This window comes from Microbacterium sp. CIAB417, assembly GCF_022788845.1.
In genome coordinates, this window is the sequence record NZ_JAHZUT010000002.1 from 1 (window position 1) to 22,710 (window position 22,710).

Genomic DNA, 22,710 nt, shown 5'->3' on the forward strand with positions numbered 1-22,710 from the left:
GCGCCCGGTTCGCTCTTCCTCTACGCACCGCATCCGCTCGCCGTCCCCGACCCCGCCGTCTGGCAGCGCCTGATCGCCCTCATCAGCGCGCTGCGCACCCGCCTCGGCGGCCGCCTGCCCGAGCCGAGCACCCCGATCACATCCCCGCGCCCGCCCGTCCCGAACGAGCCTCCCTACGTGAGCGCACCGGTCCCGCCTGCGAGTGCCACGGATCAGGCCCGCGTCCCCCAGCCGGCGTCGCTCCCCATGCGCTCGAACGAACTCGCCGTCAACTTCCGGCGCACCTGGGTGGTGTGGACCCTGGTCCTGGCCGGTGGCGTTGCGGCGGCCATCACGTCGATCCTGCTGGGTCCCCTGCGCTGAACCCGCCCTGCTGACCCGCCGCCGTCTCGCCGATCCTGCTGGGTCCGGCGCTGAGTCTGCGCTGCTGACACGCCGCCGTCTCACCGATTCTGCTGGCTCCGGCGCTGAGTCTGCTGATCAATCGCGCCCGGCGCCCGCATCCGCCGTCGCACCGAGGGGGGCCGCCCGCCGCATCCGCCGGTCCCAGGCGCCGAGTCCCTTGTCGATGAGGATGTAGACGTAGGCGACGACCTCGAGCGCGAGTGTGAGACCCACGATCCAGAGCACGACTCCGCCGAGGCCGTTGCGGTCGACGTTCATGAACGGGTACGGGTACTGACCCCCGCCGGCGAACCGACCGCCGGCCGCCCCATAGACGAACGCGAACGCGAGATACGCGTAAGGGATGAGCGTCCACAGGGGCGGGTCGAACCAACGGCTGCGCCCCTTGGGCACGAACAGCAGCCAGTCCGCGATCGCCAGCGACGGCGTGATGATGTGGATGAGGTTGTCGGTCAGCGTGAACGGCTGATATCCGTTGCCCTGCGTGTAGGTCTCGGGCACGAGCACGATGAGGTAGATCAGCATCGTCACCGTGATCGCGAACGCCACGGCGAGCGAGAACCGCTGAGACGGCGTCGACGCTCCGCGCGGCCCGTCCGAGCGAAGGTCGGCGATCGTGCGGACGGCGAGCACCACCATCCAGACGAGACAGAGCAGGTTGCTGAGCACGGTGTAGTACAGGAACTCGACCGGACTGGGGCGCCCATCCAGAATGCCGGTGACCCTGCCGATCCCCCACGCCATGAGCACCGCCGCGATGAGGCGGTAGGCGAGGGCGAGGCGGCGGTCGGGCACATGCATGCGCTACATCGTAGGTCGACGCACGAGCCGTCGATCATCACGGAACGATGACGGCATGGCAAACACCCCGCACTCGCGTTGCGCGGCCTGAGCGATCGGCGTAGTGTCGCGCGTCGTGGCAAACGACAGCGCCGAGCCGGCGCCCGAGACTCCGATCGCGAAACGCCTGCTGATCGGGGACCCTCTCGCGTCCACGGATGCGGACGATCACCTCCTGCGCAAGCGCATGGCGCTGCCGATCTTCGCGTCCGACGCACTGAGCTCCGTGGCGTACGCGCCGCAGGAACTGCTCATGATCCTGATGATCGGCGGGCTCTCGTTCCTGGCCTTCAGCCCGTGGATCGCGGCGGCCGTCGTCGTGCTGCTGATCGTGGTGGTGCTCTCGTACCGGCAGCTCATCAAGGCCTACCCGTCGGGCGGCGGCGACTACGAGGTGGCACGAACGAACCTCGGGGAGATCCCCGGCGTCATCGTCGCCTCGGCCCTGCTGGTCGACTACATCCTGACCGTCGCCGTGTCGGTCGCGTCGGGCGTCGACAACATCATCTCCGCGCTGCCGGGGCTCAACCCCTGGCGCATCGAGTTGGCGGTCGGCTTCGTCATCCTGATCGTGATCGTCAACCTCCGTGGTGTGAGGGAGGCCTCGCGCGCCTTCGCACTGCCGACGTACATCTTCATCGGATCCGTCGGGCTCATGATCGTCACCGGCATCGTCCGCTGGATCCTGGGGGACCCGCCCGTCGCCTCCAGCGCCGCGTTCTCCGTGCAGGCCGAGAGCCTCAGCCAGGCTGCCGTCATCCTGCTCATCCTGCGGGCGTTCTCGAGCGGCTGTTCCGCCCTGACGGGCGTCGAAGCCGTCTCGAACGGCGTGCCCGCGTTCCGCCGGCCGAAGGTCAAGAACGCACAGCGCACTCTCGTCGCCATGGGCGCCGTCGCGATTCTGCTGTTCTCGGGCTTGACGATCCTGGCCCTCGTGTCGGGCGTGCGCTACGCGGAGAACCCGTGCCACCTCATCGGGTTCGACTGCACACAGCCCCAGCCGAGCCTCATGGCACAGGTCGCGGCCGCCACCTTCGGCATGAACTCCATCCCGTTCTTCATCATCCAGGCCGCGACCGCCTGCGTGCTGCTGCTCGCTGCCAACACCGCCTTCAACGGCTTCCCGCTGCTCGGTGCCGTGCTCGCGCGAGACGGATATGCCCCGAAGGCCATGAACACGCGCGGCGACCGCCTCGTGTTCTCGAACGGCATGATCCTGCTGGGGCTCGCGGCGATCGTCGTGCTCATCGCCTCGCAGGCGAACCTGACCACCCTCATCCAGCTGTACATCATCGGCGTGTTCGTGTCGTTCTCGCTCGGACAGATCGGGATGGTGCGCCACTGGCGGCGCGAGCTCCGCGCGCTCAACCAGTTGCCCCCCGACGCGCGCGACCAGAAGTCGGCGCGCCTCGAGCGGCGCGAGATCATCTCCGGTCTGATCATCAACTCGCTCGGTGCGGGCCTGACGGCCGCGGTGTTCATCATCGTCACGATCACCAAGTTCACCCACGGCGCCTGGTTGGTGTTCCTCGCGATCCCGGTGCTGTCGATCCTGATGATCGGCGTGCACCGCTACTACCGCGATGTCGAGCACGAGATCACCTTCGACGACACGACCCACTTCGGTGCGGCCGGCGACATCGCGATCGTGCTGGTCGGGCGTCTGCAGAAGCCCGTGGCGAAGGCCATCGACTACGCTCTCGCCGCACGCCACGACAAGACGATCGCCCTGCACGTCGCCGTCACGAAGGAGTCGGCGGATGCGGTGCAGAAGGAGTGGGAGGAGCACCGTCCGCCCGTGCCACTCGTGATCGTCGAGTCTCCCTACCGGACGTATGCCCAACCGGTGATCGCCTTCATCGAGAAGTACCGGGAGAAGCACGGGTCCGCCGTGGTGACGGTCTACCTGCCGCAGTACATCGTCGGACACTGGTGGGAGAGCTTCCTGCACAACCGTCGCGCCCGCCGTATCGCGCAGCAGCTCATGCTCGTCCACGGCGTCACGATCACCCTCGTGCCGTGGCTGCTGGACTCGTCCGAGGTTATCTACGGGCGCCGCTCCCGCCCGCTCCCCGGCCAGGAGCGCGCCGGACGCCCCACCACCCGCAACGTCAGCGTGGTACGCCACGGCGAAGGCCAGAGCCGGAACTGACCCCGGAGGGGGCGTCGGCGCCGCCGAGCCGCATCCGCATCGGTCCGCATTGCTCGGGTCGCAGCCGGATCGTTCCACCTCCGTCGCGCGTCCGCATCGCTCCGGTCGGAGAAACGCCCGGATGTCGGAGGATCCACGCCGCATCCTCCGACATCGGCGTGTTTCTCCGACGCGTGGGCGGATGCCGGGGCCACGGGCATCCGCCCACGCGTGCCCGCCCACGGAGCCGGAAGCCCGCGGCGCAACTAGCCTGGAGGGGTGAGCTCCTCCCCCCTCGACGCCGCCGCCCTGCGCGCCGACTTCCCGATCCTCGAGCAGAAGATCGGCGACGCGCCGCTGGTGTACCTCGACTCCGGCGCGACCAGCCAGAAGCCCCGCGCCGTGATCGATGCGGAGGTCGACTTCCTCCTGCGCGCGAACTCCGCCGTGCACCGGGGTGCGCACACCCTCGCCGCTGAGGCGACCGAGCTGTACGAAGACGCGCGGGCACGGGTCGCAGGCTTCGTCGGCGCCGACGAGGAGACCCTGGTGTGGACCAGCGGGGCGACCCTCGCCCTGAACCTCGTTGCCTACTCGATCGGCAACGCGACCGCGGGGCGCGGGTCGGCCGCATCCGCTGCCCTGGCGCTGCGTCCGGGCGACGAGATCGTGGTGACCGAGATCGAGCATCACGCGAACCTCATCCCGTGGCAGGAGCTCGCCGCGCGCACCGGCGCCGTGCTGCGCCACATCCCGGTCCATGACGACGGCACCCTCGACCTGGATGCGGCAGCCGCACTCATCGGCGACCGCACGCGCATCGTCGCGTTCACGCACGTGTCGAACGTGCTGGGCATCGTGAACCCGGTCGCCGAGCTCGTCTCGCTCGCCCGAGAGGTCGGCGCGCTGACCGTCCTGGACGCCTGCCAGTCCGCGCCGCATCTGCCGCTCGATCTGCCGGCGCTGGGCGTCGATCTCGCCGCGTTCTCCGGTCACAAGATGCTCGGCCCGTACGGCATCGGTGCGCTCTACGGTCGCCGCGAGGTGCTCGAGGCGCTGCCGCCGTTCCTCACCGGCGGGTCGATGGTCACGACCGTGACGAAGGATGCGGCCGAGTTCCTGCCGCCGCCGCAGAAGTTCGAGGCCGGCACCCAGCCCGTGTCGCAGACCGTCGCTCTCGCGGCCGCCGTCGACTACCTCGACGCCCTCGGGATGGATGCGGTGCACGAGCACGAGCGCGTCATCGGGCGGCGCATGATGGCGGGCCTCAGGGCCATCCCTGGCATCCGGCTGCTCGGCGATGCCCCCGACGCCGACCGCGTCGGGCTCGCCGCCTTCGACGTCGACGGTGTGCACGCGCACGACGTCGGCCAGTTCCTCGACGCCCGCGGCATCGCGGTACGGGTCGGGCACCACTGCGCCAAACCGCTGCACGCCCGGTTCGGGCTCACCGCATCCGTGCGGGCGTCGGCGTCGGTGTTCACGACCGAGGCCGACGTCGATGCCCTGCTGGCGGCCGTCGGCGACGTGCGCGCCTACTTCGGAGCGGACGCATGAGCGGGCTCGACGGGCTGTATCAGGAGCTCATCCTCGACCACTCCAAGCATCCGCACGGTACGCCCATGGCGGACGCCGAGGGGCGCACGGCGACCTCGCACCAGCGCAACCCGATCTGCGGCGACGAGATCGAGCTGCGGGTGCGCCTGCACGACGACGGCACCGTGCGTGACGTGACCTTCACGGGCGCGGGATGCTCGATCTCGCAGGCGTCCGCATCCATGCTCGCGGCCCTCGTCGACGACATCATCGACGAAGACGGCTCCCTCACGGCGGATGCGGCCCGCGAACGCATCGAGCGCTTCCGCGAGGCGCTGCGCTCGCGCGGAACCGTTCCGCTCGACGAGGAGACCTTCGGCGACGCTGCGGCGCTGTCCGGGGTGTCGAAGTTCACCGCCCGCGTGAAGTGCGCGATGCTCGCCTGGGTCGCCCTCGAGGACGCCCTCGCCCGCGCCTGACTCTCCGCCGCCGCACGCCGTCCTGCGCGCGGCCGGGCGCAGCTGGGCGGTGCTGCCCTCCCGGCGCCCGAGTTGCGACGCATCTGCGCAACCGCCACACCTTCGCGCAACAGCGACAGTCAATGACTGTGGCGGATGCGGAAAAGTGCGGCCCACGGGGCTCAGAGCCCTGAGCCGAGCCCACGGCCCGGAGCCCTGAGCCGAGCCGGGGCCCGGCCTCCGACGGCGTCCTGGGTGTTGAACCGCGACGCATATGCGCAACCGCGCCACTTTCCCGCAAAGGCGACAGTCGATGACTGTGGCGGATGCGGGAAAGTGGCGCGGTTGCAAAGAGACTGCGCCCGGCGAGCGCCCTGGAGCGCGCAACGCTCGGGGAGAGGCCCACGAGCCCTCGGGGAGCGCCCGCGGCTCAGGCGGCGGAGCCTCCGGAGCGGCCGCGGCCACCGCGACGGCGCCGACGCGGCGCGTCACCGGAACCCGAACCAGCACCAGCACCAGCACCAGAGCGGTCCGAGCCCGAGCGACCGGATACGGCGTCGCCGCCGCGCGCGAGCGACTCCACCCACGCGCGCTGCTGCTCGCTCACGGAGTCACCGATCGTGCGGCCGCCGCGCGGCGCGACGTTCTCGGCCGTGTGCCCCTGGGGGCGTCCGGCGCGGCGGTTCGGCGTGCGCTCGGCAGCGGCGCTGTGACGCGCCTCGGCGGGAGCGGCGCCGCGGACGGGCGCATCCGTGCGGCCGGTCGAACGAGCGGGGGCGGCAGCGGGACGACCGGCACCGCCGGAACGGCCTGCACCACCGGAACGGCCGACACCACCGGAGCGTCCCGAACCGGCAGCCGCGCCCGCAGCGCGACCGGCGCCGGAGCCCGAACGGGCCGGAGCCGACGCGGAACGCCCCGCACCACCGGAACGGGCAGCCGAGCCTCCCGCACGCGAACCGCCGGAGCGGCCGCCCTGCGCGGGAGCGGTGACGGGCGAGGGCTTCACGAGCGGCGCCGGCGCACCGACCAGCTCGGAGACGGCGGTGTGCGACGCATCCACGCGCTCGAGGGGAGCGGAGATCGCGGCCTTGCGCAGCAGATCGGCGAGGTCGCGACGCTGCGAGTCGAGCACGACGGTCACCACGGTGCCCTCGGCGCCGGCGCGCGCGGTGCGGCCGGAGCGGTGCAGGTACGCCTTGTGCTCGGCGGGCGGGTCGACGTGCACGACGAGCTCGACGTTGTCGACGTGCACACCGCGGGCGGCGACGTCGGTGGCCACGAGCACGCGCACGCCACCCGCATCCGGGTCCGCGCCGAAGGCCGCGAGGTTGCGCTCACGCGCGTTCTGCGAGAGGTTGCCGTGCAGATCGACCGACGGGATGCCGGCCGACGTCAGCTTCTTGGCGAGCTTCTTGGCCTGGTGCTTGGTGCGCGTGAAGAGGATGCGGCGGCCGTGGCCGGACGCGAGACGCTGCACGAGATCGTTCTTGTCGTCGTCGGAGACGTGGAAGACGCGGTGGGTCATGGCGGCGGCGGGGACGCTGGACTCGTCGACCTCGTGGCGCACCTCGTTCTGGAGGAACTTGCGCACCAGCGTGTCGACGCCACGGTCGAGCGTGGCGCTGAAGAGCAGCCGCTGACCGCCGGTCGGCGTCGCGCCGAGGATGCGGGTGACGCCCGGCAGGAAGCCGAGGTCGGCCATGTGGTCGGCCTCGTCGAGCACGGCGACCTGAACGCGGTCGAGGCGGATGACGCCCTGCTTCATGAGGTCTTCGAGGCGACCGGGGCAGGCCACGACGATGTCGACGCCGGCGCGCAGCGCCTGCTCCTGCGGCTTCTGGCTGACGCCGCCGAAGATCGTGGTGACGTTCAGACCCACGGCCGCGGCGAGGGGTGCGAGGGTCGCGGCGATCTGCGTCGCGAGCTCACGCGTGGGGGCGAGCACGAGGCCGGTCGGACGACCCGCGGTGCGCGAGACACCGGTGAGCCGCGCCACCATGGGCAGCGAGAAGGCGATGGTCTTGCCGCTGCCGGTGCGGCCGCGTCCGAGCACGTCGCGGCCGGCGAGCGCGTCGGGCAGGGTGTCCTGCTGGATGGGGAACGGCTCGGTCTTGCCCGAGGAGGCGAGCACGGCGGCCAGCGGCGCGGGCACGCCGAGATCAAGGAAAGAAGGCATGAAGAAGTGCTTTCGGATGAGGCGATCGATCGTGATCGCAAGACGGGGCGACGGCGCGGATTCGCGCATCGGTTCGCCGCTCGAGAAGAGGGCCCAGCGCCCGGAGGCGGAGCACGCGTATCGACGACGCAGCCGCCCGAAGGCGACATTCAACCCTAACACCGCCGGATGCGGGTGCATTCCGGATGCGGTGAGCCGGGGTTGCGGACAGCTCGCAGCCGGCGTCCGCACGTGCCCGGAGGACCGCCCGCAGGCTCGCATCCGCCCCGACCCGCACTCCGCCCGAACGACCGAACCGGGCCGCCGGCCGAAGCCGCGCGACCCGGTCCGTCGCCCGCAGGCTCAGCCGCCGAGCACCTCGCGCTCGAGGCGCGCGTAGCTGGCCTCCATGCCCTCGGTCATCCCCGTCGCGAGCACCATGTCGCGCGTGGCCGCATCCGGATACTCGATGAGCAGCGTGAGCAACGTGGCGCCGTCCTCCTCGTAGAGCGAGAGGTCGTTGGTGGTCGAGGGGAAGTCGGTCCCCGTCATGTGCTCGGTCGTCACCCAGCGGCGCTCGGGCACGACGAGCTGCGTCTGCCCGTCGAAACCGAACGGCTCGCCGACCACGCCCGCGCCCGGCGCCCACGCGTAGAGGTAGTCGCCACCGGCGACGAGGTCGATCTCGCACGTCGTCATCGTCCAGCCGTCGGGGCCGAGCAGCCAGCGGCGGACGAGGTCGGGCTCGGTGTGCGCCCGCCACACCACGTCGCGCGGGCCGTTGATGAGCCGGGTGATGCGCACGTGCTGGTCGCTGAGGATCTCGGTGCGCGTGCCCTTGCCCTCGGCGTACGCGCGCAGCTCCTGCAGCACCGCGTCGAGCTGGTTGAACGCGAGCTTCGATCCCTCGACCGCGCCCATCGCGATGACCTGCTCGAGGGCCTCGATCGAGTCGAAGTGCGACACGTTCGTCAGCCGCGCGCCGGTCTCGGTCGGCGCGAAGGTGAACGTCATGTGCTGCACCGGCATCCCCTCGACGGGAACGCCGTCCGCATCCGTGAACATGTCGCGCACCTCGAACATCGTGGGCTCCTCGATCGCGACGAACTCCCATGCGCCGCTGTAGCGCTCGCCCTGCGGGCTGGTCATCGCGTACCGCGCCGTGCCGCCGACGGCGAAATCGAACACGGTGAAGGATGCCGGATATCCGGGCGGACCCCAGAAGCGCTCCAGCTGACGCGGATCGGTGAGGGCACGCCAGAGGCGCTCGACGGGGGCGTCGACATCGGCGACGAGCGTCATCGTGAGCGCTTCGGGATCATGCGTGACGGCGGTGACGGGCATGGGATCTCCAGGTGGGTTCGGCGGACGCGGCGGGTGCCGCATCCGGGTCAGGGCTCTTCGGCGAGCAGATCGTCGAGGCGGGAAATGCGCGACCGCCAGAGCTGCTCGTACTCGGCGAGCAGCAGACGGGCGCGGGCGATCGTCGCGGGATCGGCGCTCACGAGCCGCTCCCTTCCTTCGGCGCGCTTGGTGACAAGACGCGCGGTCTCGAGCACGGCGACGTGCTTCTGGACGGCCGCGAACGACACGTCGTACACGGCCGCGAGGGCGGAGACCGACTGCTCGGCCTCGATCGTGCGCCGCAGGATGTCGCGGCGCGTGCGATCGGCGAGGGCCCGGAAGATCCGGTCCACCTCGGCGTCGCTGAGTTCCGTTTGTACAACCATTTGGTTGTACGTTAGCGCGCGGATGCCGGCGGTGCAAGCGGTGTGCTGTCCGCAGCTCAGGTGGCGCCGGGGCGCCCGAACTCCGGCAGACCCGTTCCGGCGCGCCGGACGGGGAGCACATCGGCGGATTCTGCAGGAGTTCGAGCACGTCGGATGCGCCACCGCACGTCGCTTGCGACGGCGACGCGCCGCACAACTCCTGCAAAACCCGCACGGGCAGCCGTCCCAGCCGCACATCGGCAGGCTCTGCCGGAGTTGTGCCGCGCGAGTGGCAGAGCCGCCGCGTCAGAGGTGGACGAGCACTCCGTCGTCGTCCTCGGCGGCGAGCACCAGGAAGTCGACGACAAGCTGCACGATCTTCCCCGCCTCGTCGACGCCCCAGTACACCGGGTAGCTTCCGTCGCCGTAACCGGATTCCGCAGCGACACCGACATCGCCGTCGCCGTCGCCGAGCGGCACCTCGAACGCGACCGGATGCGGGGTACGCAGGAAGTCGTCGAACGCCTCGGCCTTGGCGCGGCGGGTCATCTGCGCATAGGCGGGATAGTCCACGATGCAGGCGCATCCCGCATCCACCCCGATCACGTGCCCCGATCCGGGCAAGGATGCGGGATGCCAGGCGACCGGCATCCGATCGCTGAACCGCACGCGCACAGCCGCATTGCGTCCGAACGCGGTCACCCGCTCCACGGGGTACGAACCCGGCGGCACCCGATGCGCGAGGGGGCGCGCATCGTCGTTGTCGTAGCCGAAATCGAGCACGGCGAGCGCGCCGGAGCGCGTGACGAGCGTGCCGACCGGATTCACCCGCGCCTCGGTGGTCTCCCCCTTCGCCGACGAGACGGCGCGATCGGTGAAGTTGCGCTGCTCGTCGAGTCGCGACTGCGCGGCGGGCATCGGATCCCAGGGCGCATCGACGGCCGTCCCGGCGAGCGCGTCCTGCACCACATCCGCCGAGGCGAACGGGAGAGCCGGGTCCTCGAAGTGCTGCGCGATCGCGCGGATCCGCCACTCGCCGCCCTGCGGCACCAGCGTGAACTCGTGGAACATGTCCAGCGGATGCGAGAACACCTCGGTCAGCACATACGCCTTCTCGCCCACCACCTCGCTGCGCACGATCCGCTCGACAGCGACGCCGTACTCGGGCGGACGCCCGAAGGATCGGAACTCCTCGGTCGTATCGGCGGTGAAATGTTCCTCGCGCACGCGTGCGGTGCGGGCGCCCCATGCCTCGAAGGCGTCGCGGTGCCCGGATGCCGGATCGCGCCGCTCGAACGCCGGTGCCGCCGCTCGCCACTGCGCGTCATAGTCCGCGAGGAAGCGCTGCACACGCTTCTCCACCGCCTTCTGCGAACGAGAGCGCACCATGACGCGATGCTAACGAACGCGTCGCGCGAGGCGCAGTCGCTGCTCTACGCGTCGTAGGCGTCGGGGAAGACGCGCCCGGCGGCGTGGGACTCCCCCAGCCAGTAGGGCAGCGCGCCCGGCGCCTCCCAGATCTCGGTCAGGAAGTCCGCGAACGACGGCGCGATCACCGGCCAGCCGCCCGCGACGCCGTGGAGCTCGTGGAAGCTGTCGTAGACACGCCCGCCGCGGCTGGCCGACATGTCGACCGAGAGGTGGTCGCCGCCGGGCGTACGCGCGATCAGATAGGCGGCCCTGCTCACCGCATCCTCCTCGCCCGCATCGCCGACGAGCACGGGGTTGGCGGGAACCACCTCCTCCGGCGCGAGAAGCGTCACTTCGCGCGCCTGGCCGACGAAGAGCACGGCGCCGCCGCAGCCTTCGTAGAACTGCCGCACGCTGTCGGGGAGGCGCTCATCACCGCGCTGAACGAAAGGGATCGAGGCGGGCGGCAGCACCACGCAGTCCGTGCGCGACCGCGCGCGCTCCAGGAGTTCGGCGATGTCCACTCATCCATTCTCCGGCCCCACAGGCACCTCGCGCAGCGCGGCCGCGCGGCTCCGAGATCCCCGGTAGACATCGACGCCGCCGCCTCTCGTGTCCGAACTCCTGCAGAATCCGCCGCGCGGCCGTTCGGAGACGACGCCCGCCTGGTTCTGCAGGAGTTGTGCACGGCATCGGCCCCGACCCCACACGCCGCGGATGCAGTTGACGACGCATCCGCCGCACCCCTAGCCTCGGAGGGCTGTGCCTCATCTGGCGCGGCATCAGCCGAGGAGACCGACCCATGCACGCACGCGACGGCCTGCGTCAGAACGCGGCCCTGCAGCTTCTCTCGAAGCGCAGCGGCCGCTATGAGTCGCACCCGCCGGCGCGCAGCATGTGACGAGTTCTGTCGCACGCCCCGCACCGAAAGGTCCGGGGCGTTTCTCTTTCCGCGGGGAGAACACCCGGACCGGCTGGTCCACCCCACGCAAGGAAAGGAATCATGGAGAAGCTCTCCGCACGGCTCATGTCGTGGGCGAGCCTGATCGACGACAAGACCCTCGATCAGGCGCGCACCTCGGCACGGATGCCGTTCATCCACCCGCACATCGCGCTGATGCCCGACGCGCACCTGGGCAAGGGCGCGACGGTCGGCTCGGTCATCCCGACCCTCGGCGCGATCATGCCCGCGGCCGTCGGCGTCGACATCGGATGCGGGATGATCGCCGTCCGCACCCAGTTCGAGCTCTCGCAGCTCGCGAGTCGAGACCTCGCGCCGCTTCGCGAGGCGATCGAGCGGGCCATCCCCCTCTCGGCCGGCCACGACAACCGCAAGGTCGTCGCCACCGCCGCGCCGCGCGTCGCGGAGCTCGAGGCCAAGGCGGCCGCATCCGGCTTCGACCCGGCGTCGTACGTCGGTCACTGGCGGCTGCAGTTGGGCTCGCTCGGATCGGGCAACCACTTCATCGAGGTGTCGGTGGACGAGCTCGACCGCGTCTGGTTGTTCCTGCACTCGGGCTCGCGCGGCATCGGCAACAAGATCGCCACGCACCACATCGCCGTCGCCCAGCGGCTGGCGAAGCAGTGGTGGATCGACCTGCCCGACCCCGACCTCGCCTACCTCGTGGAGGGCACGCCCGAGTTCGCGCGCTACATCCGCGAGCTGCAGTGGGCACAGCACTTCGCGCTGCTGAACCGCGAGGAGATGATGGACCGCGTCGCGCGCCAGCTCGGCGAGTTCCTCGGCGAGGACGTCGTCGAGCACGAGCGGATCACCTGCCACCACAACTTCACGCAGCCCGAGCGCCACTTCGGTAAAGAGGTGTGGGTGTCGCGCAAGGGCGCGATCCAGGCGGATGCGGGGCGCCCCGGCCTCATCCCGGGGTCGATGGGCACGGCGTCCTACGTCGTCGAGGGGCTCGGCAACCCGGTCTCGCTCAACTCGTCACCCCACGGGGCCGGCCGCGAGTACTCCCGGTCCGCCGCGCGACGCACGTTCTCGCACGAGCAGCTGCGGGAGGCGATGGCCGGCATCGAGTTCCGCGACACGGATGCCTTCATCGACGAGATCCCGCAGGCCTACAAGCCGATCGACCGGGTGATGACGGATGCGGAGGACCTCGTGTCGATCCGGCACTGCCTGCGCCAGCTCGTCAACGTGAAGGGCGACTGACCGGCATCCGATGCTCGCCTGTCACAGATCGACGCGGAACGCGCGATCTGTGACAGGCGAGGCGTGGGGTTGCGCCCGCACCGACCCCGCGCCCCGCCGCGCCGCCCCCACAACTAGACTGAGCAGGTCCGGCACCCCGATCCCTGGAGCTCAGCCGCGTGACCACTCCCGCCACCGCCTCGCGTCCTGCCGCCGATACCGTCGAGAACGCTCGCGCCACCCCCGAACGGGAGCAGCCGTACGCCGCTCTCGGCCTCAAGCCCGACGAGTACGACCGCATCCGCGAGATCCTCGGCCGCCGTCCCACCAGCGGCGAGCTGGCGATGTACTCGGTCATGTGGAGCGAGCACTGCTCGTACAAATCGAGCAAGATCTACCTCCGCCAGTTCGGCCAGAAGGTCACCGACGAGATGCGCGAGCGACTCATGGTCGGTATGGGCCAGAACGCCGGTGTCGTCGATGTGGGCGAAGGCTGGGCGGTGACCTTCAAGGTCGAGTCCCACAACCACCCCAGCTACATCGAGCCCTTCCAGGGTGCGGCCACCGGCGTCGGCGGCATCGTGCGCGACATCATCTCGATGGGCGCGCGCCCGGTCGCCGTCATGGACCAGCTCCGCTTCGGCGCGATCGACAACCCCGACACCGCCCGCGTCGTCCACGGCGTCACGAGCGGCATCTCCTTCTACGGCAACTGCCTGGGCCTGCCGAACATCGGTGGCGAGACCGTCTTCGACAGCGTCTACCAGGGCAACCCGCTCGTGAACGCCCTCGCGGTCGGCGTACTGCGCCACGAGGACCTCAAGCTCGCCGACGCCACCGGCCCCGGCAACAAGGTCGTGCTCTTCGGCGCGCGCACCGGCGGCGACGGCATCGGCGGCGCCTCCATCCTCGCCTCCGACACGTTCGCCGACGGCGGCCCGACCAAGCGCCCCGCGGTGCAGGTGGGCGACCCGTTCGCCGAGAAGGTGCTCATCGAGTGCTGCCTCGAGCTCTACCGCGACGAGCTCGTCGAGGCCATCCAGGACCTCGGCGCCGCCGGCATCTCCTGCGCCACGAGCGAGCTGGCGGCGAATGGCGGATCCGGGATGCGAGTCGACCTCGAGAAGGTCCTGCTGCGCGACCCCTCGCTCACTCCCGAAGAGATCCTCATGTCGGAGTCGCAGGAGCGGATGATGGCGATCGTCGCTCCCGAGAAGCTCGATGCGTTCCTCGCCGTCGTCGACAAGTGGGAGGTCGAGACGAGCGTGCTCGGCGAGGTCACCGGCGACGGGCGCCTCGCGATCTTCTGGCACGGCGAGCAGATCGTGGACGTCGACCCCTCGACCGTCGCCGTCGACGGTCCCGTCTACGAGCGCCCCGTCGCCTACCCGGCGTGGATCGACGCCCTGCAGGCGGATTCCGCATCCGCTCTGCCGCGTCCGACGGATGCGGAGGCGCTGCGCGAACAGTTCCTGCAGCTGCTCGGCAGCCCGAACCTGGCCGACACCTCGTGGATCACGAACCAGTACGACTACTACGTGCTGGGCAACACCGCGCTGAGCTTCCCGGATGACGCCGGCATGATCCGCGTGGACGAGGAGTCCGGCTTGGGCTTCGCGATCGCGACCGACGCGAACGGCCGCTTCTGCCAGCTCGATCCGTACCAGGGGGCGAGGCTGGCGCTGGCCGAGGCGTACCGCAACGTCGCCGTCACCGGCGCGACCCCGACCGCCGTCACCGACTGTCTCAACTTCGGCAGCCCGGAGAACCCCGAGGTCATGTGGCAGTTCTCGCAGGCCGTCGAGGGCCTCTCGGACGCGTGTCTCGAACTCGGCATCCCGGTGACCGGCGGCAACGTCAGCTTCTACAACCAGACCGGTGACGTCCCGATCCACCCCACCCCCGTGGTGGGAGTGATGGGCATCATCGACGACGTCGCGCGCCGCATCCCGAGCGGCTGGCAGGATGCGGGCGAGAACCTGTATCTCCTGGGCGTCACGGCCAATGAGCTGAGCGGCTCGGCATGGGCCCAGGTCGTGCACGACCACCTCGGCGGCCGTCCGCCGGCGGTCGACCTCGCCGCCGAGAAGCGCCTGGCGCAGCTGCTGCGCGCTGCGGGCGACCAGGGACTCATCTCCAGCGCCCACGACCTGTCGGAGGGCGGCCTCGGGCAGGCACTCGCCGAGGGCGTCATGCGCTTCGGTGTCGGCGCGCGCGTCTGGCTCACCGAGATCATGGAGCGCGACGGGGTGGACGCCGCATCCGCTCTGTTCTCCGAGTCGACCGGTCGCGTCATCGTCAGCGTGCCGCGCGAGGAGGACGTGAAGTTCCGGGGCCTGTGCAACGGGCGCGACTACCCCGTGCTGCGCATCGGTGTCACCGATTCCGGCGACGGCGAGTCGGTCCTCGAGGTGCAGGACGTGTTCAGCCTCTCGGTGTCCGAGCTGCGGGAGCGCTCGCGCGCGACCCTTCCCGCCGCGTTCGGCCCGACGGTGACCGAGGGCGCCTGATGAGCGACGACGAGGACTACGAGGGCTTCGCCGACAAGCGCCAGATGCGCATGAAGGTCGTGGCCTGGGTGGTGATCATCGCGCTCGTGCTCGTCGGTGGCGGCTCGACCGTGCTCGCACTGCTGTTCGGCTGAGCCGGCAGGGGCGTGCTCGAGCGTGACTCTCGCCGGGCCTCTGCCGCGACATCTGCACGAGACGTGATGCGGGAGTGAACCCGCGAGGCGTCTGAGTCGGCGCCGGCAGGGTCCGCCGTGCACACGTCGGTCCACCGCGCCGACCGGGGCTGCATCGACCGCTCCCCCGGGCCGTCCATCCCGCCGCGCCGTACGATGGAGATGTGGGACCCCTGCTCGAGTTCCTCGCGGTCTGGTGGTGGACCGCCCCCGCTGCGGTGGGTGCCGGCACCGTCGGATACGTCGCGGCCACGACCGGGCGACGCCGAGCGCGTCGTCTGGCGCTGGATGCGGCCCGGCACCAGGAGCAGCACGCGGTCCGCGAGCTGCTGAGCGCCCGGGCGCACACGCGCGCGGCGCAGGCCGAGGTACAGGCGGCTCGCGCCACGCGCAGCGCCTCCCACTCCCAGGCCCGCCGCGCACTGAGCCAGGCGCGCGAGGCGCAGCGCACCGCGACCCTGTTGCTGCGTGCCGCTCGTACGCGGGTGAAGGCCGAGCGCGCGCAGCTGGCGGCACGTGACGCCGAGCTTCCGCTGGCACGGGTCGTGCGCGAGCACGACGAGATCGCCGCCCGCTGGCTCGAGTACGAGACCGACGTGGAGCTCGCGATCGCCGTGCCGCAGATGAGCGACCCGCACCATCCGGAGACGGCCGCCTATCTGCAGGCGATGCAGCGGGCGCAGTGGCTGCGGCCGCCGACAGGCGCGACACGGATGGACCCCGCGGATTTCGTGGCCTATACCGCTGCAGTCCGGGAGCTGAACGAGGCGTTCGCGGCTGCGGAGACAGCCGCCCTCCGCGCCTCCGCCGATCGGGGACGGCGGCGCACCGAGGTTCCGCCGCGCGAGCGCGCAGCCGCATCCGAGCCGCCGCACGTGGTCCACAGCGAGCCCGAGCGTCCCGCGCAGGAGCCGCCGACGCCCGCAGCGCGCACGCAGGAGTCACCGGGGACCGCCGAGCGCGTCATCCGTGCGGTCTGGCCCGTGCCGCGCCGCTCAGGCGCGACCGGCCGCGATCCGCAGCCCTGAGGCGGCACGCTCGCGCCGCGCCCGTGCCCGCAGCTTCGGTGCCGCGACTTCTGCACGACCGGCCCGAACTCCGGCGCCCCGCAGCCCCCACGAACACACACCAGCCCCAGCGATCGTGCAGACGTCGCGGCAGGACAGCGCCGGAGGCGCAGGGAGCACGGCCTCGTCAGCGCGGAAGGGTCAGGATCTCCGCACCGGTCTCGGTGATGGCGATCGTGTGCTCGGTGTGGGCGGTGCGGCATCCGGTGGCGCTGCGCAGCGTCCAGCCGTCGTCGTCGATCACGAGCTGATCCGTGTCGACCATGACCCACGGCTCGAGCGCGAGCAGCAGTCCCGGACGCAGCACGAAGCCGCGACCCGGGCGCCCGGCGTTGGGAACATGCGGGTCCTGGTGCATCGTCGTCCCGATGCCGTGGCCGCCGAACTCGACGTTGACCGAGTATCCGGCCTGCTTCAGCACCGTGCCGATCGCGCGGGACAGATCGCCCACCTTGGCGCCGGGCTTCGCGGCGGCGATACCCGCGGCGAGCGCGTGCTCGGTCGCTTCGATCAACGCGACGCTCTCGGCGGGACGACTCTCGCCCACGATGAAGCTGACGGCCGCATCCGCGGAGATCCCGTCGAGCGTCACGGCGAGGTCGAGGGTCAGCAGGTCGCCGTCGGCGACGCGCTCGTCGTGCGGCATGCCGTGCAGCACGGCGTCGTTGACGGCGGTGCAGATGTAGTGGCCGAACGGTCCACGACCGAAGGAGGGCGCGTAGTCGACGTAGCACGACACCGCACCGGCGCCCAGGATCATCTCCTTCGCCCAGGCGTCGATCTCGAGCAGGTTGGTGCCGGGCACGACGCGCGAGCGGATCGAATCGAGGATCTCGCCGACGAGAGCCCCCGTCCGGCGTGCGCGGTCGACCTCGGCGGGCGTGAAGATCTCGATCATGTCAGTACCTATTCTCCACCGTGATCGCGCTCTCCCTCGACGACCTCTGGGCGGATGCCGCCGGACCCGCATCGCGGACACGGACGACTCTGACCTCCTGACCCGCGATCCGCGCGCCCCGGCTCCTAACATGGAGAGGTGGAGCACCTCTTCGCGTTCCTCCAGTCCTACTGGTGGCTCGCCTTCCCCCTCATGGGCGTCGCCGGTGGCGCCGCCCGCGCATGGGAGCGAGGCGCGAAGCGACGGCACGAAAGGCGGCTCGAACTCATCCGAGCCCGAAGCGGAGCGATCTCCTCAGCGCCCGCCGAGCCGCGGCCGGAACCTGTGGCATCCGCGCTCGCACGCACTCTCGCCGAACACGACGCGACCACGGCTCGCTGGCTCGAGTACGAGCTCGACGTCGCGAAGATGATCGCCTACCCCGCCATGAGCGACGGGCGTCAGGAGCTCACCGCCGCGTTCCTGCGCGCCAAACGGGTCGCGGATCGGATGCGGCCCGCCTCCGTCGATGCCGAGATCACCTCCGCCGAGCTCGCCGCCTACCAGAACGCCGTCACCGATTACGAGGTGGCCTTCGACGTCGCCGAGCGCGAGGCGCGACGCGTGCGGGATGCCGGGTTCACACCATCCGAGCGCAAGCGCTTGGACACCGCCCAGCAGCTGCTGTCGGTCGCGGTCGACGAGGCGGCGACTCCCGCCGAACGTCAGCTCGCCTACCGCCGGGTGCGCGAAGAGCTCGACGGCTTGATCTCGCTCTCCGACGCGGCGATCGACGAACTCGAGCGACGCGTCGCCCTGGAGCTGCCGGCATCCGCTGCAACGAGCGAACCGGTGCCGCCGGACAGCGACGAGGTCGCCTCGAGGGGTGGGCGTGACTCATCCGCGGCTGAATCACAGGAGGGGCACCGACGCGAACCGCCGATGCCCCCGGGCCACCGCGACGCCCCCCAGCGACACTCACATCCATAACGCAGGCCACGTCTCCTTAGGCAATCGCCTAACGTGGACGCCGTCCAAAGATATACCACGCCCACCTTTCACTTCAGGATCTATGACCGAGTCACTGCGCGCACGTAAGAAGCGCGAAACCGAGAACGCGATCGAGATCGCGGCCGTCGAGCTCGCCCTCGAACGCGGACACGCCGCCGTCACGGTCGCCGATATCTGCAAGCGCGCCGATGTGTCGCGCAGCACGTTCTTCAACTACATGAGCTCCCGCGAGACCGCCCTCTTCGGCCGCTCGCTCCATCTCCTGCCGGCCGAGCACGCCGCCGTCATCATCGAGATGTCGGCGGATGTCCCGCTGACCACGGCGGTCTTCCGCCTGATCATCGCCTCGATCGGCCACGCGCAGATCAACGCCGTGGTGGCGGAGGGACGCAATCGGATGCTGCTCGAACAGCCCGACACGCAGGCCGCGATCCTCGCCCCCTTCCTCTCGCTCACCACGGAGCTCACGGCGTTCCTCGCGCCGTGGCTCGCCGCTCACCCCGAGCGCCGGCGGCTCGCCGCCGATGGGACCTCGATCATGCGCGAGGCGTCGCTGACGGTGCTGGTGACCGTCTCCGCCTTCCAGTCCCTCATCTCCGACACCACGGGCACGGGCGACGTGGAGGCCACGGAGGCGGCGTTCCGCGACTCCGTCCGCAAGCTCGCCCTGCTCGCAGAGGAGAGCGCTCACTGAACGCCAGAACGCGCCGCATCCCGGAGGATGCGGCGCGTTCTGCGGGGGGGGCGTCAGGACGTCAGTGCGTCGACCCACGCCTGGTTCTCGGCGATCCAGTCGGCGACCGCCGGGGCGTAGTCGTTGCCGCTGCCACCGGAGTTGAACATCGCATCCTCGAGCGAATAGAGGGTGTCGTTGTCCATCTTGAACGACGAGAGCCAGTCGTTCACCTCGGGGAAGTCGTCCTTGAAGTTCGACGACGTCACCGTGTGGATGCCCTCGGCGTCACCGAGCAGGCCGTCCGGGTCTTCGAGGTCCTTGATCGGGAACGCGTTGTAGGCCCAGTGCGGACGCCACAGGGTGACGGCGATGTCCTTGCCCGCATCCGTCGCCGCCTGGAGCTCGGTGAGCATCGCCGGCGTCGAGGAGGTCACGAAGTCGAGTCCTTCCAGGCCGTAGCCGGGGATGACCTCGTCCTGCGTGACGGTCACGAGACCCGATCCGGCCTCGATGCCGACGAGACGGTTGCCGAAGACGTCGGCGTTGTCGGCGAGCTCGGTGAGCGAGTCGATGGGAGCGTCCTCGTTGACGGCGATCGTCAGCTTGGCCTCGTCGTTCCAGGCGCCGAGGTCGACCAGGTCGTCGCCGTAGGTCTCCATGTACTGGGCGTGGGTCAGCGGCAGCCAGGTGTCCAGCGTCAGGTCATAGTCGCCGTTCGCGATACCGGTGTAGACCGCTGCCGGGTCCGCGTACTCCAGCTCGACCTCGTAGCCCTGCTCCTCGAGCACGTTCTTCCACAGCTCGGACGCGGCGATGCCCTCGTCCCAGCCGTTGAACACGGCGATCGTGATGGGGCGCTCGCCCGAGCCTTCGCCCGCATCGCCGGCGGCCGAGCAGCCGGTCAGGGCGAGGGCGGCCACGCCCGCGAGGGCGATGCCCACGGTCAGGTTCTTCTTGGTGACAGTCATCTGCAGTCCTCTCCGTCCGCGTGCTGTCGCGGACAAGGTCGGTACGGCACGTCGAGTGTCGACGGCCGCTCGCGAGTGATGAGCTCGCAAGTCTCGGATGGGTGGGCGCGCGCTCAGGCCGCGCGGGCGAGCGCGTGGCGCCGGCCGAGGAGCGCGCGCTTCGGGCGGGGGCCCGCGAAGCTCGAGGTGACGCGGTCGAGGATCATCGCGATGATCACGACGGCGAGACCCGCCTCCACACCCAGGGCAATGTCGATCCGGCTCAACGCCTGCACGATCTGACCGCCGAGGCCGCCCGCTCCGACCATGCCGGCGATGACGACCATCGACAGGCTGAGCATGATGACCTGGTTCACGCCGGCCATGATGCTCGGAAGTGCCAGGGGCAGCTGGATCTGGCGCAGGATGCGGCCGGGCGAGGCGCCGAAGGCGTGACCGGCCTCGACGACCTCGGTGTCCACACCGCGGATGCCGAGTTCCGTCAGTCGCACACCCGGAGACATCGCGAAGACGATGGTCGCGACGATGCCAGGCACAGGTCCCACGCTGAACATGATCAGCGCCGGGATCAGGTAGACGAAGGCGGGCATCGTCTGCAGGAAGTCGAGCACGGGCCGCACGACGGCGGAGACGCGATCGCTGCGAGCGGCCCAGATGCCCAGGGGAAGGGCGACGGCGACCGCGATGACAGCGGCGATGATGACGAGCGCGAGGGTGTCCATGGCCGCATCCCACTGATCGATCGTGACGATCAGCAGGAGCCCGATCGCCGTGCCCAAGGCGAGCTTCCACCCCTTCGCGAAGAACGCGAGCGCGACGAAGACGACGATGATCACCCAGAACGGCGGACCGGACAGCACCGTGTCGAGTCCGTCGTAGAGGGCACGGAAGGCGACGCTGATCCCGTCGAAGAGCCACGAGAAGGTCTTGATGATCCAGCGGACGGCGGTCTCGACGACGTCGCCGAGAGGAAGGCGGAAGAGATCGTTCATCGGGCACCTCCCGTGCTCGCGGCGGCGGGTTCGTCGACGACGGCGAGCGTCTCGGTGAGCACGCTCGCCGGCACGGATGCGGGCACGTCGATGATCGGGTTCTCCCGCGTGACGGCGGGAACGTTGCCGAGGGCGGCGAGCAGGGTGACGCGGGGGATCACGCCCACGAGGCGCTGGCGCTCGTCGACCACGGCGACGGGGTAGGGCGACTCGACCGAGTGCTCGACGACATCCGTCAGCGGGTCGTCCGGTCCGACGACCTGCTGCGCGCGCTGCACGATGCGGCGCAGGTCGGTCTCCCCCGCCTTGACCGCGCGGATCACGGCGCGGTCGGTCACCGCACCGATGTAGCGACGGTTCTCGACGACGGCCACCGCTCCCGCCTGAAGATCGCGCATGACGCGCAGCGCTCCCCGCATCCCGGCCGACACGGGCGTCGTCGCCTGCGGCGGCGCCATCACGGACGAGGCGGTCAGCACGCGCGCGCGGTCGACGTCCTGCACGAACTGGGCGACGTAGTCGTTCGCCGGGTCGGTGAGGATCTCCTCCGGGGTGCCGTTCTGCACGATGCGGCCGTCACGCATGACGGCGATGCGGTCGCCGAGGAACATGGCCTCGTTCAGGTCGTGCGTGATGAAGACGATCGTGCGCCCGAGCTCCTGCTGCAGCTCGATCAGCTGCTCCTGCATCTCGCGACGGATGAGGGGATCGAGAGCCGAGAACGCCTCGTCCATGAGCAGGATGTCGGTGCCGGAGGTGAGGGCGCGGGCGAGGCCGACGCGCTGGCGCATTCCGCCGGAGAGCTCACCGGGCATGGCGTCGACGCGGTCGCCGAGGCCGACCTTGTCGAGGATCTCGCGGGCGCGCTCGCGGCGCTCCTGCGTGCCGATGCCCTGGATCTCCAGCGCGTACGCGGCGTTGTCGAGCACCGTGCGGTGCGGCAGGAGCGCGAAGTGCTGGAACACCATCGAGATCGACGAGCGTCGGATGCGGCGCAGCTGCGCGGCCGAGGCCGTCGTCACGTTCTGGCCCTGCACGAGCACCTCGCCGGCGCTCGGGGGCAGCAGGCCGTTGAGCATCCGGATGATGGTGGACTTGCCGGAGCCGGAGAGGCCCATGATCACGAAGATCTCGCCCGGGTCGACGGTGAAGCTCGCGTCGATCACCGCGGCCGTGCCGCGGTCCGAAACCTCGGCTCGGGTCTTGCCCGCGCGCAGCTGCTCGATGACGGACTTGGGATTCTTGCCGAAGACCTTGAACAGGTTCCGCGCCTCAATGGCATGTTCGACACTCACGTGGATTGCACCTCGGCAGTCCGGTGCACAGACTGCATCGGTCACGCCCGGGTGGACGACCACGGGCGGTCGCGTCGGGAGGCGCAACACGCACGGGCGCCGGGCATAGGGCCCGGGCACGGTCGCCGACCGTACGCTCGCCGACGCGCTCCCGGAGGGGCATCAGGCGACCGCGGACTGGTCGTGGGGCCCGGCGACGGGCCTTTTCCAACGTGTCATGCGTTTTCGGGGTTCGCAAGTCGGCTCACGCGGTTGCCGCATCCGACCGATCGCGCTACCGCGCCCGCGTGATATCAAACGTCATCCGCGAACGCACATGCGGTATGACGGTCACCATCTTGA

General features: G+C 70.4%; 20 protein-coding genes. 10 read left to right on the top strand and 10 right to left on the bottom strand.

The genetic code is table 11. The annotated features are described in order from the left end of the window. Positions 1–363 (top strand): hypothetical protein (locus KYX17_RS06640; RefSeq protein WP_374208928.1); only part of this gene is annotated, 363 nt, incomplete at its 5' end. A 117-nt stretch (positions 364–480) separates the two neighbouring features. On the opposite strand, the gene KYX17_RS06645 is transcribed toward KYX17_RS06640, so the two are convergent. Further along, positions 481–1,206, bottom strand: coding sequence for a Pr6Pr family membrane protein (locus KYX17_RS06645; protein ID WP_243226197.1), 726 nt, complete (start codon positions 1,204–1,206; stop codon positions 481–483). Positions 1,207–1,432: 226 nt separating this feature from the next. On the opposite strand from KYX17_RS06645, the gene KYX17_RS06650 reads away from it, so the two are divergent. From KYX17_RS06650 to sufU, 3 genes are all read left to right on the top strand, one after another. Further along, positions 1,433–3,397: an APC family permease gene (locus KYX17_RS06650; protein WP_243227263.1), complete on the top strand. Its 1,965-nt coding sequence runs from the start codon at positions 1,433–1,435 to the stop codon at positions 3,395–3,397. A 258-nt stretch (positions 3,398–3,655) separates the two neighbouring features. Then, positions 3,656–4,933 carry an aminotransferase class V-fold PLP-dependent enzyme gene (locus tag KYX17_RS06655; protein WP_243226198.1) on the top strand — a complete coding sequence of 426 codons (1,278 nt, stop codon included), beginning with the start codon at positions 3,656–3,658 and terminating at the stop codon, positions 4,931–4,933. Next, positions 4,930–5,391, top strand: a complete 462-nt coding sequence (sufU, locus tag KYX17_RS06660; RefSeq protein WP_243226199.1) for a Fe-S cluster assembly sulfur transfer protein SufU — start codon at positions 4,930–4,932, stop codon at positions 5,389–5,391. Before KYX17_RS06655 ends, sufU begins: the two co-directional genes overlap by 4 nt. A gap of 409 nt (positions 5,392–5,800) precedes the next feature. Here sufU and KYX17_RS06665 read toward each other — a convergent pair whose 3' ends face one another. From KYX17_RS06665 to KYX17_RS06685, 5 genes are all read right to left on the bottom strand, one after another. After that, positions 5,801–7,549 carry a DEAD/DEAH box helicase gene (locus KYX17_RS06665; protein ID WP_243226200.1) on the bottom strand — a complete coding sequence of 583 codons (1,749 nt, stop codon included), beginning with the start codon at positions 7,547–7,549 and terminating at the stop codon, positions 5,801–5,803. A 342-nt stretch (positions 7,550–7,891) separates the two neighbouring features. Next, complete coding sequence (locus KYX17_RS06670) at positions 7,892–8,872, bottom strand: SRPBCC family protein (protein ID WP_243226201.1); 981 nt, start codon at positions 8,870–8,872, stop codon at positions 7,892–7,894. 47 nt (positions 8,873–8,919) lie between these two features. Then, complete coding sequence (locus tag KYX17_RS06675) at positions 8,920–9,258, bottom strand: helix-turn-helix transcriptional regulator (protein WP_243226202.1); 339 nt, start codon at positions 9,256–9,258, stop codon at positions 8,920–8,922. A gap of 285 nt (positions 9,259–9,543) precedes the next feature. Beyond that, a complete protein-coding gene (locus tag KYX17_RS06680) occupies positions 9,544–10,626 on the bottom strand; it encodes a DUF4241 domain-containing protein (protein ID WP_243226203.1) in 1,083 nt (360 codons plus the stop codon). A 44-nt stretch (positions 10,627–10,670) separates the two neighbouring features. Beyond that, positions 10,671–11,171, bottom strand: coding sequence for an SMI1/KNR4 family protein (locus tag KYX17_RS06685; RefSeq protein WP_243226204.1), 501 nt, complete (start codon positions 11,169–11,171; stop codon positions 10,671–10,673). Positions 11,172–11,650: 479 nt separating this feature from the next. Here KYX17_RS06685 and KYX17_RS06690 point away from each other — a divergent pair, with 479 nt between their 5' ends. The 4 genes from KYX17_RS06690 (at position 11,651) to KYX17_RS06700 (ending at position 16,510) form a co-directional block, all read left to right on the top strand. Next, the gene (locus KYX17_RS06690; protein WP_243226205.1) at positions 11,651–12,820 is read left to right on the top strand and encodes an RtcB family protein; all 1,170 of its coding nucleotides are present in this window, start codon (positions 11,651–11,653) and stop codon (positions 12,818–12,820) included. Positions 12,821–12,978: 158 nt separating this feature from the next. After that, positions 12,979–15,309 (top strand): phosphoribosylformylglycinamidine synthase subunit PurL, encoded by a 2,331-nt coding sequence (purL, locus tag KYX17_RS06695; protein ID WP_243226206.1) that lies wholly within the window; start codon positions 12,979–12,981, stop codon positions 15,307–15,309. Next, entirely contained in the window at positions 15,309–15,443 is a 135-nt protein-coding gene (locus tag KYX17_RS31975; protein ID WP_283818104.1) for a hypothetical protein, read from the top strand. The genes purL and KYX17_RS31975 overlap by 1 nt, the downstream gene beginning before the upstream one ends. 203 nt (positions 15,444–15,646) lie before the next feature. Beyond that, the gene (locus tag KYX17_RS06700) at positions 15,647–16,510 is read left to right on the top strand and encodes a hypothetical protein (protein ID WP_243226207.1); all 864 of its coding nucleotides are present in this window, start codon (positions 15,647–15,649) and stop codon (positions 16,508–16,510) included. Between the two features lie 166 nt (positions 16,511–16,676). On the opposite strand, the gene map is transcribed toward KYX17_RS06700, so the two are convergent. After that, entirely contained in the window at positions 16,677–17,447 is a 771-nt protein-coding gene (gene map, locus KYX17_RS06705; protein WP_243226209.1) for a type I methionyl aminopeptidase, read from the bottom strand. Between the two features lie 138 nt (positions 17,448–17,585). On the opposite strand from map, the gene KYX17_RS06710 reads away from it, so the two are divergent. Further along, on the top strand, positions 17,586–18,416 hold the full coding sequence (locus KYX17_RS06710) for a hypothetical protein (protein WP_243226210.1): 831 nt from the start codon (positions 17,586–17,588) through the stop codon (positions 18,414–18,416). An 82-nt stretch (positions 18,417–18,498) separates the two neighbouring features. Then, positions 18,499–19,131, top strand: coding sequence for a TetR/AcrR family transcriptional regulator (locus KYX17_RS06715; protein WP_243226212.1), 633 nt, complete (start codon positions 18,499–18,501; stop codon positions 19,129–19,131). A 53-nt stretch (positions 19,132–19,184) separates the two neighbouring features. Here KYX17_RS06715 and KYX17_RS06720 read toward each other — a convergent pair whose 3' ends face one another. The 3 genes from KYX17_RS06720 to KYX17_RS06730 form a co-directional block, all read right to left on the bottom strand. Beyond that, the gene (locus KYX17_RS06720) at positions 19,185–20,081 is read right to left on the bottom strand and encodes a glycine betaine ABC transporter substrate-binding protein (protein WP_243226214.1); all 897 of its coding nucleotides are present in this window, start codon (positions 20,079–20,081) and stop codon (positions 19,185–19,187) included. Positions 20,082–20,194: 113 nt separating this feature from the next. Beyond that, a complete protein-coding gene (locus KYX17_RS06725; RefSeq protein ID WP_243226215.1) occupies positions 20,195–21,073 on the bottom strand; it encodes a proline/glycine betaine ABC transporter permease in 879 nt (292 codons plus the stop codon). Then, positions 21,070–22,368: a glycine betaine/L-proline ABC transporter ATP-binding protein gene (locus tag KYX17_RS06730; protein ID WP_243226216.1), complete on the bottom strand. Its 1,299-nt coding sequence runs from the start codon at positions 22,366–22,368 to the stop codon at positions 21,070–21,072. Before KYX17_RS06730 ends, KYX17_RS06725 begins: the two co-directional genes overlap by 4 nt. Between the last annotated feature and the right edge of the window lie 342 nt (positions 22,369–22,710).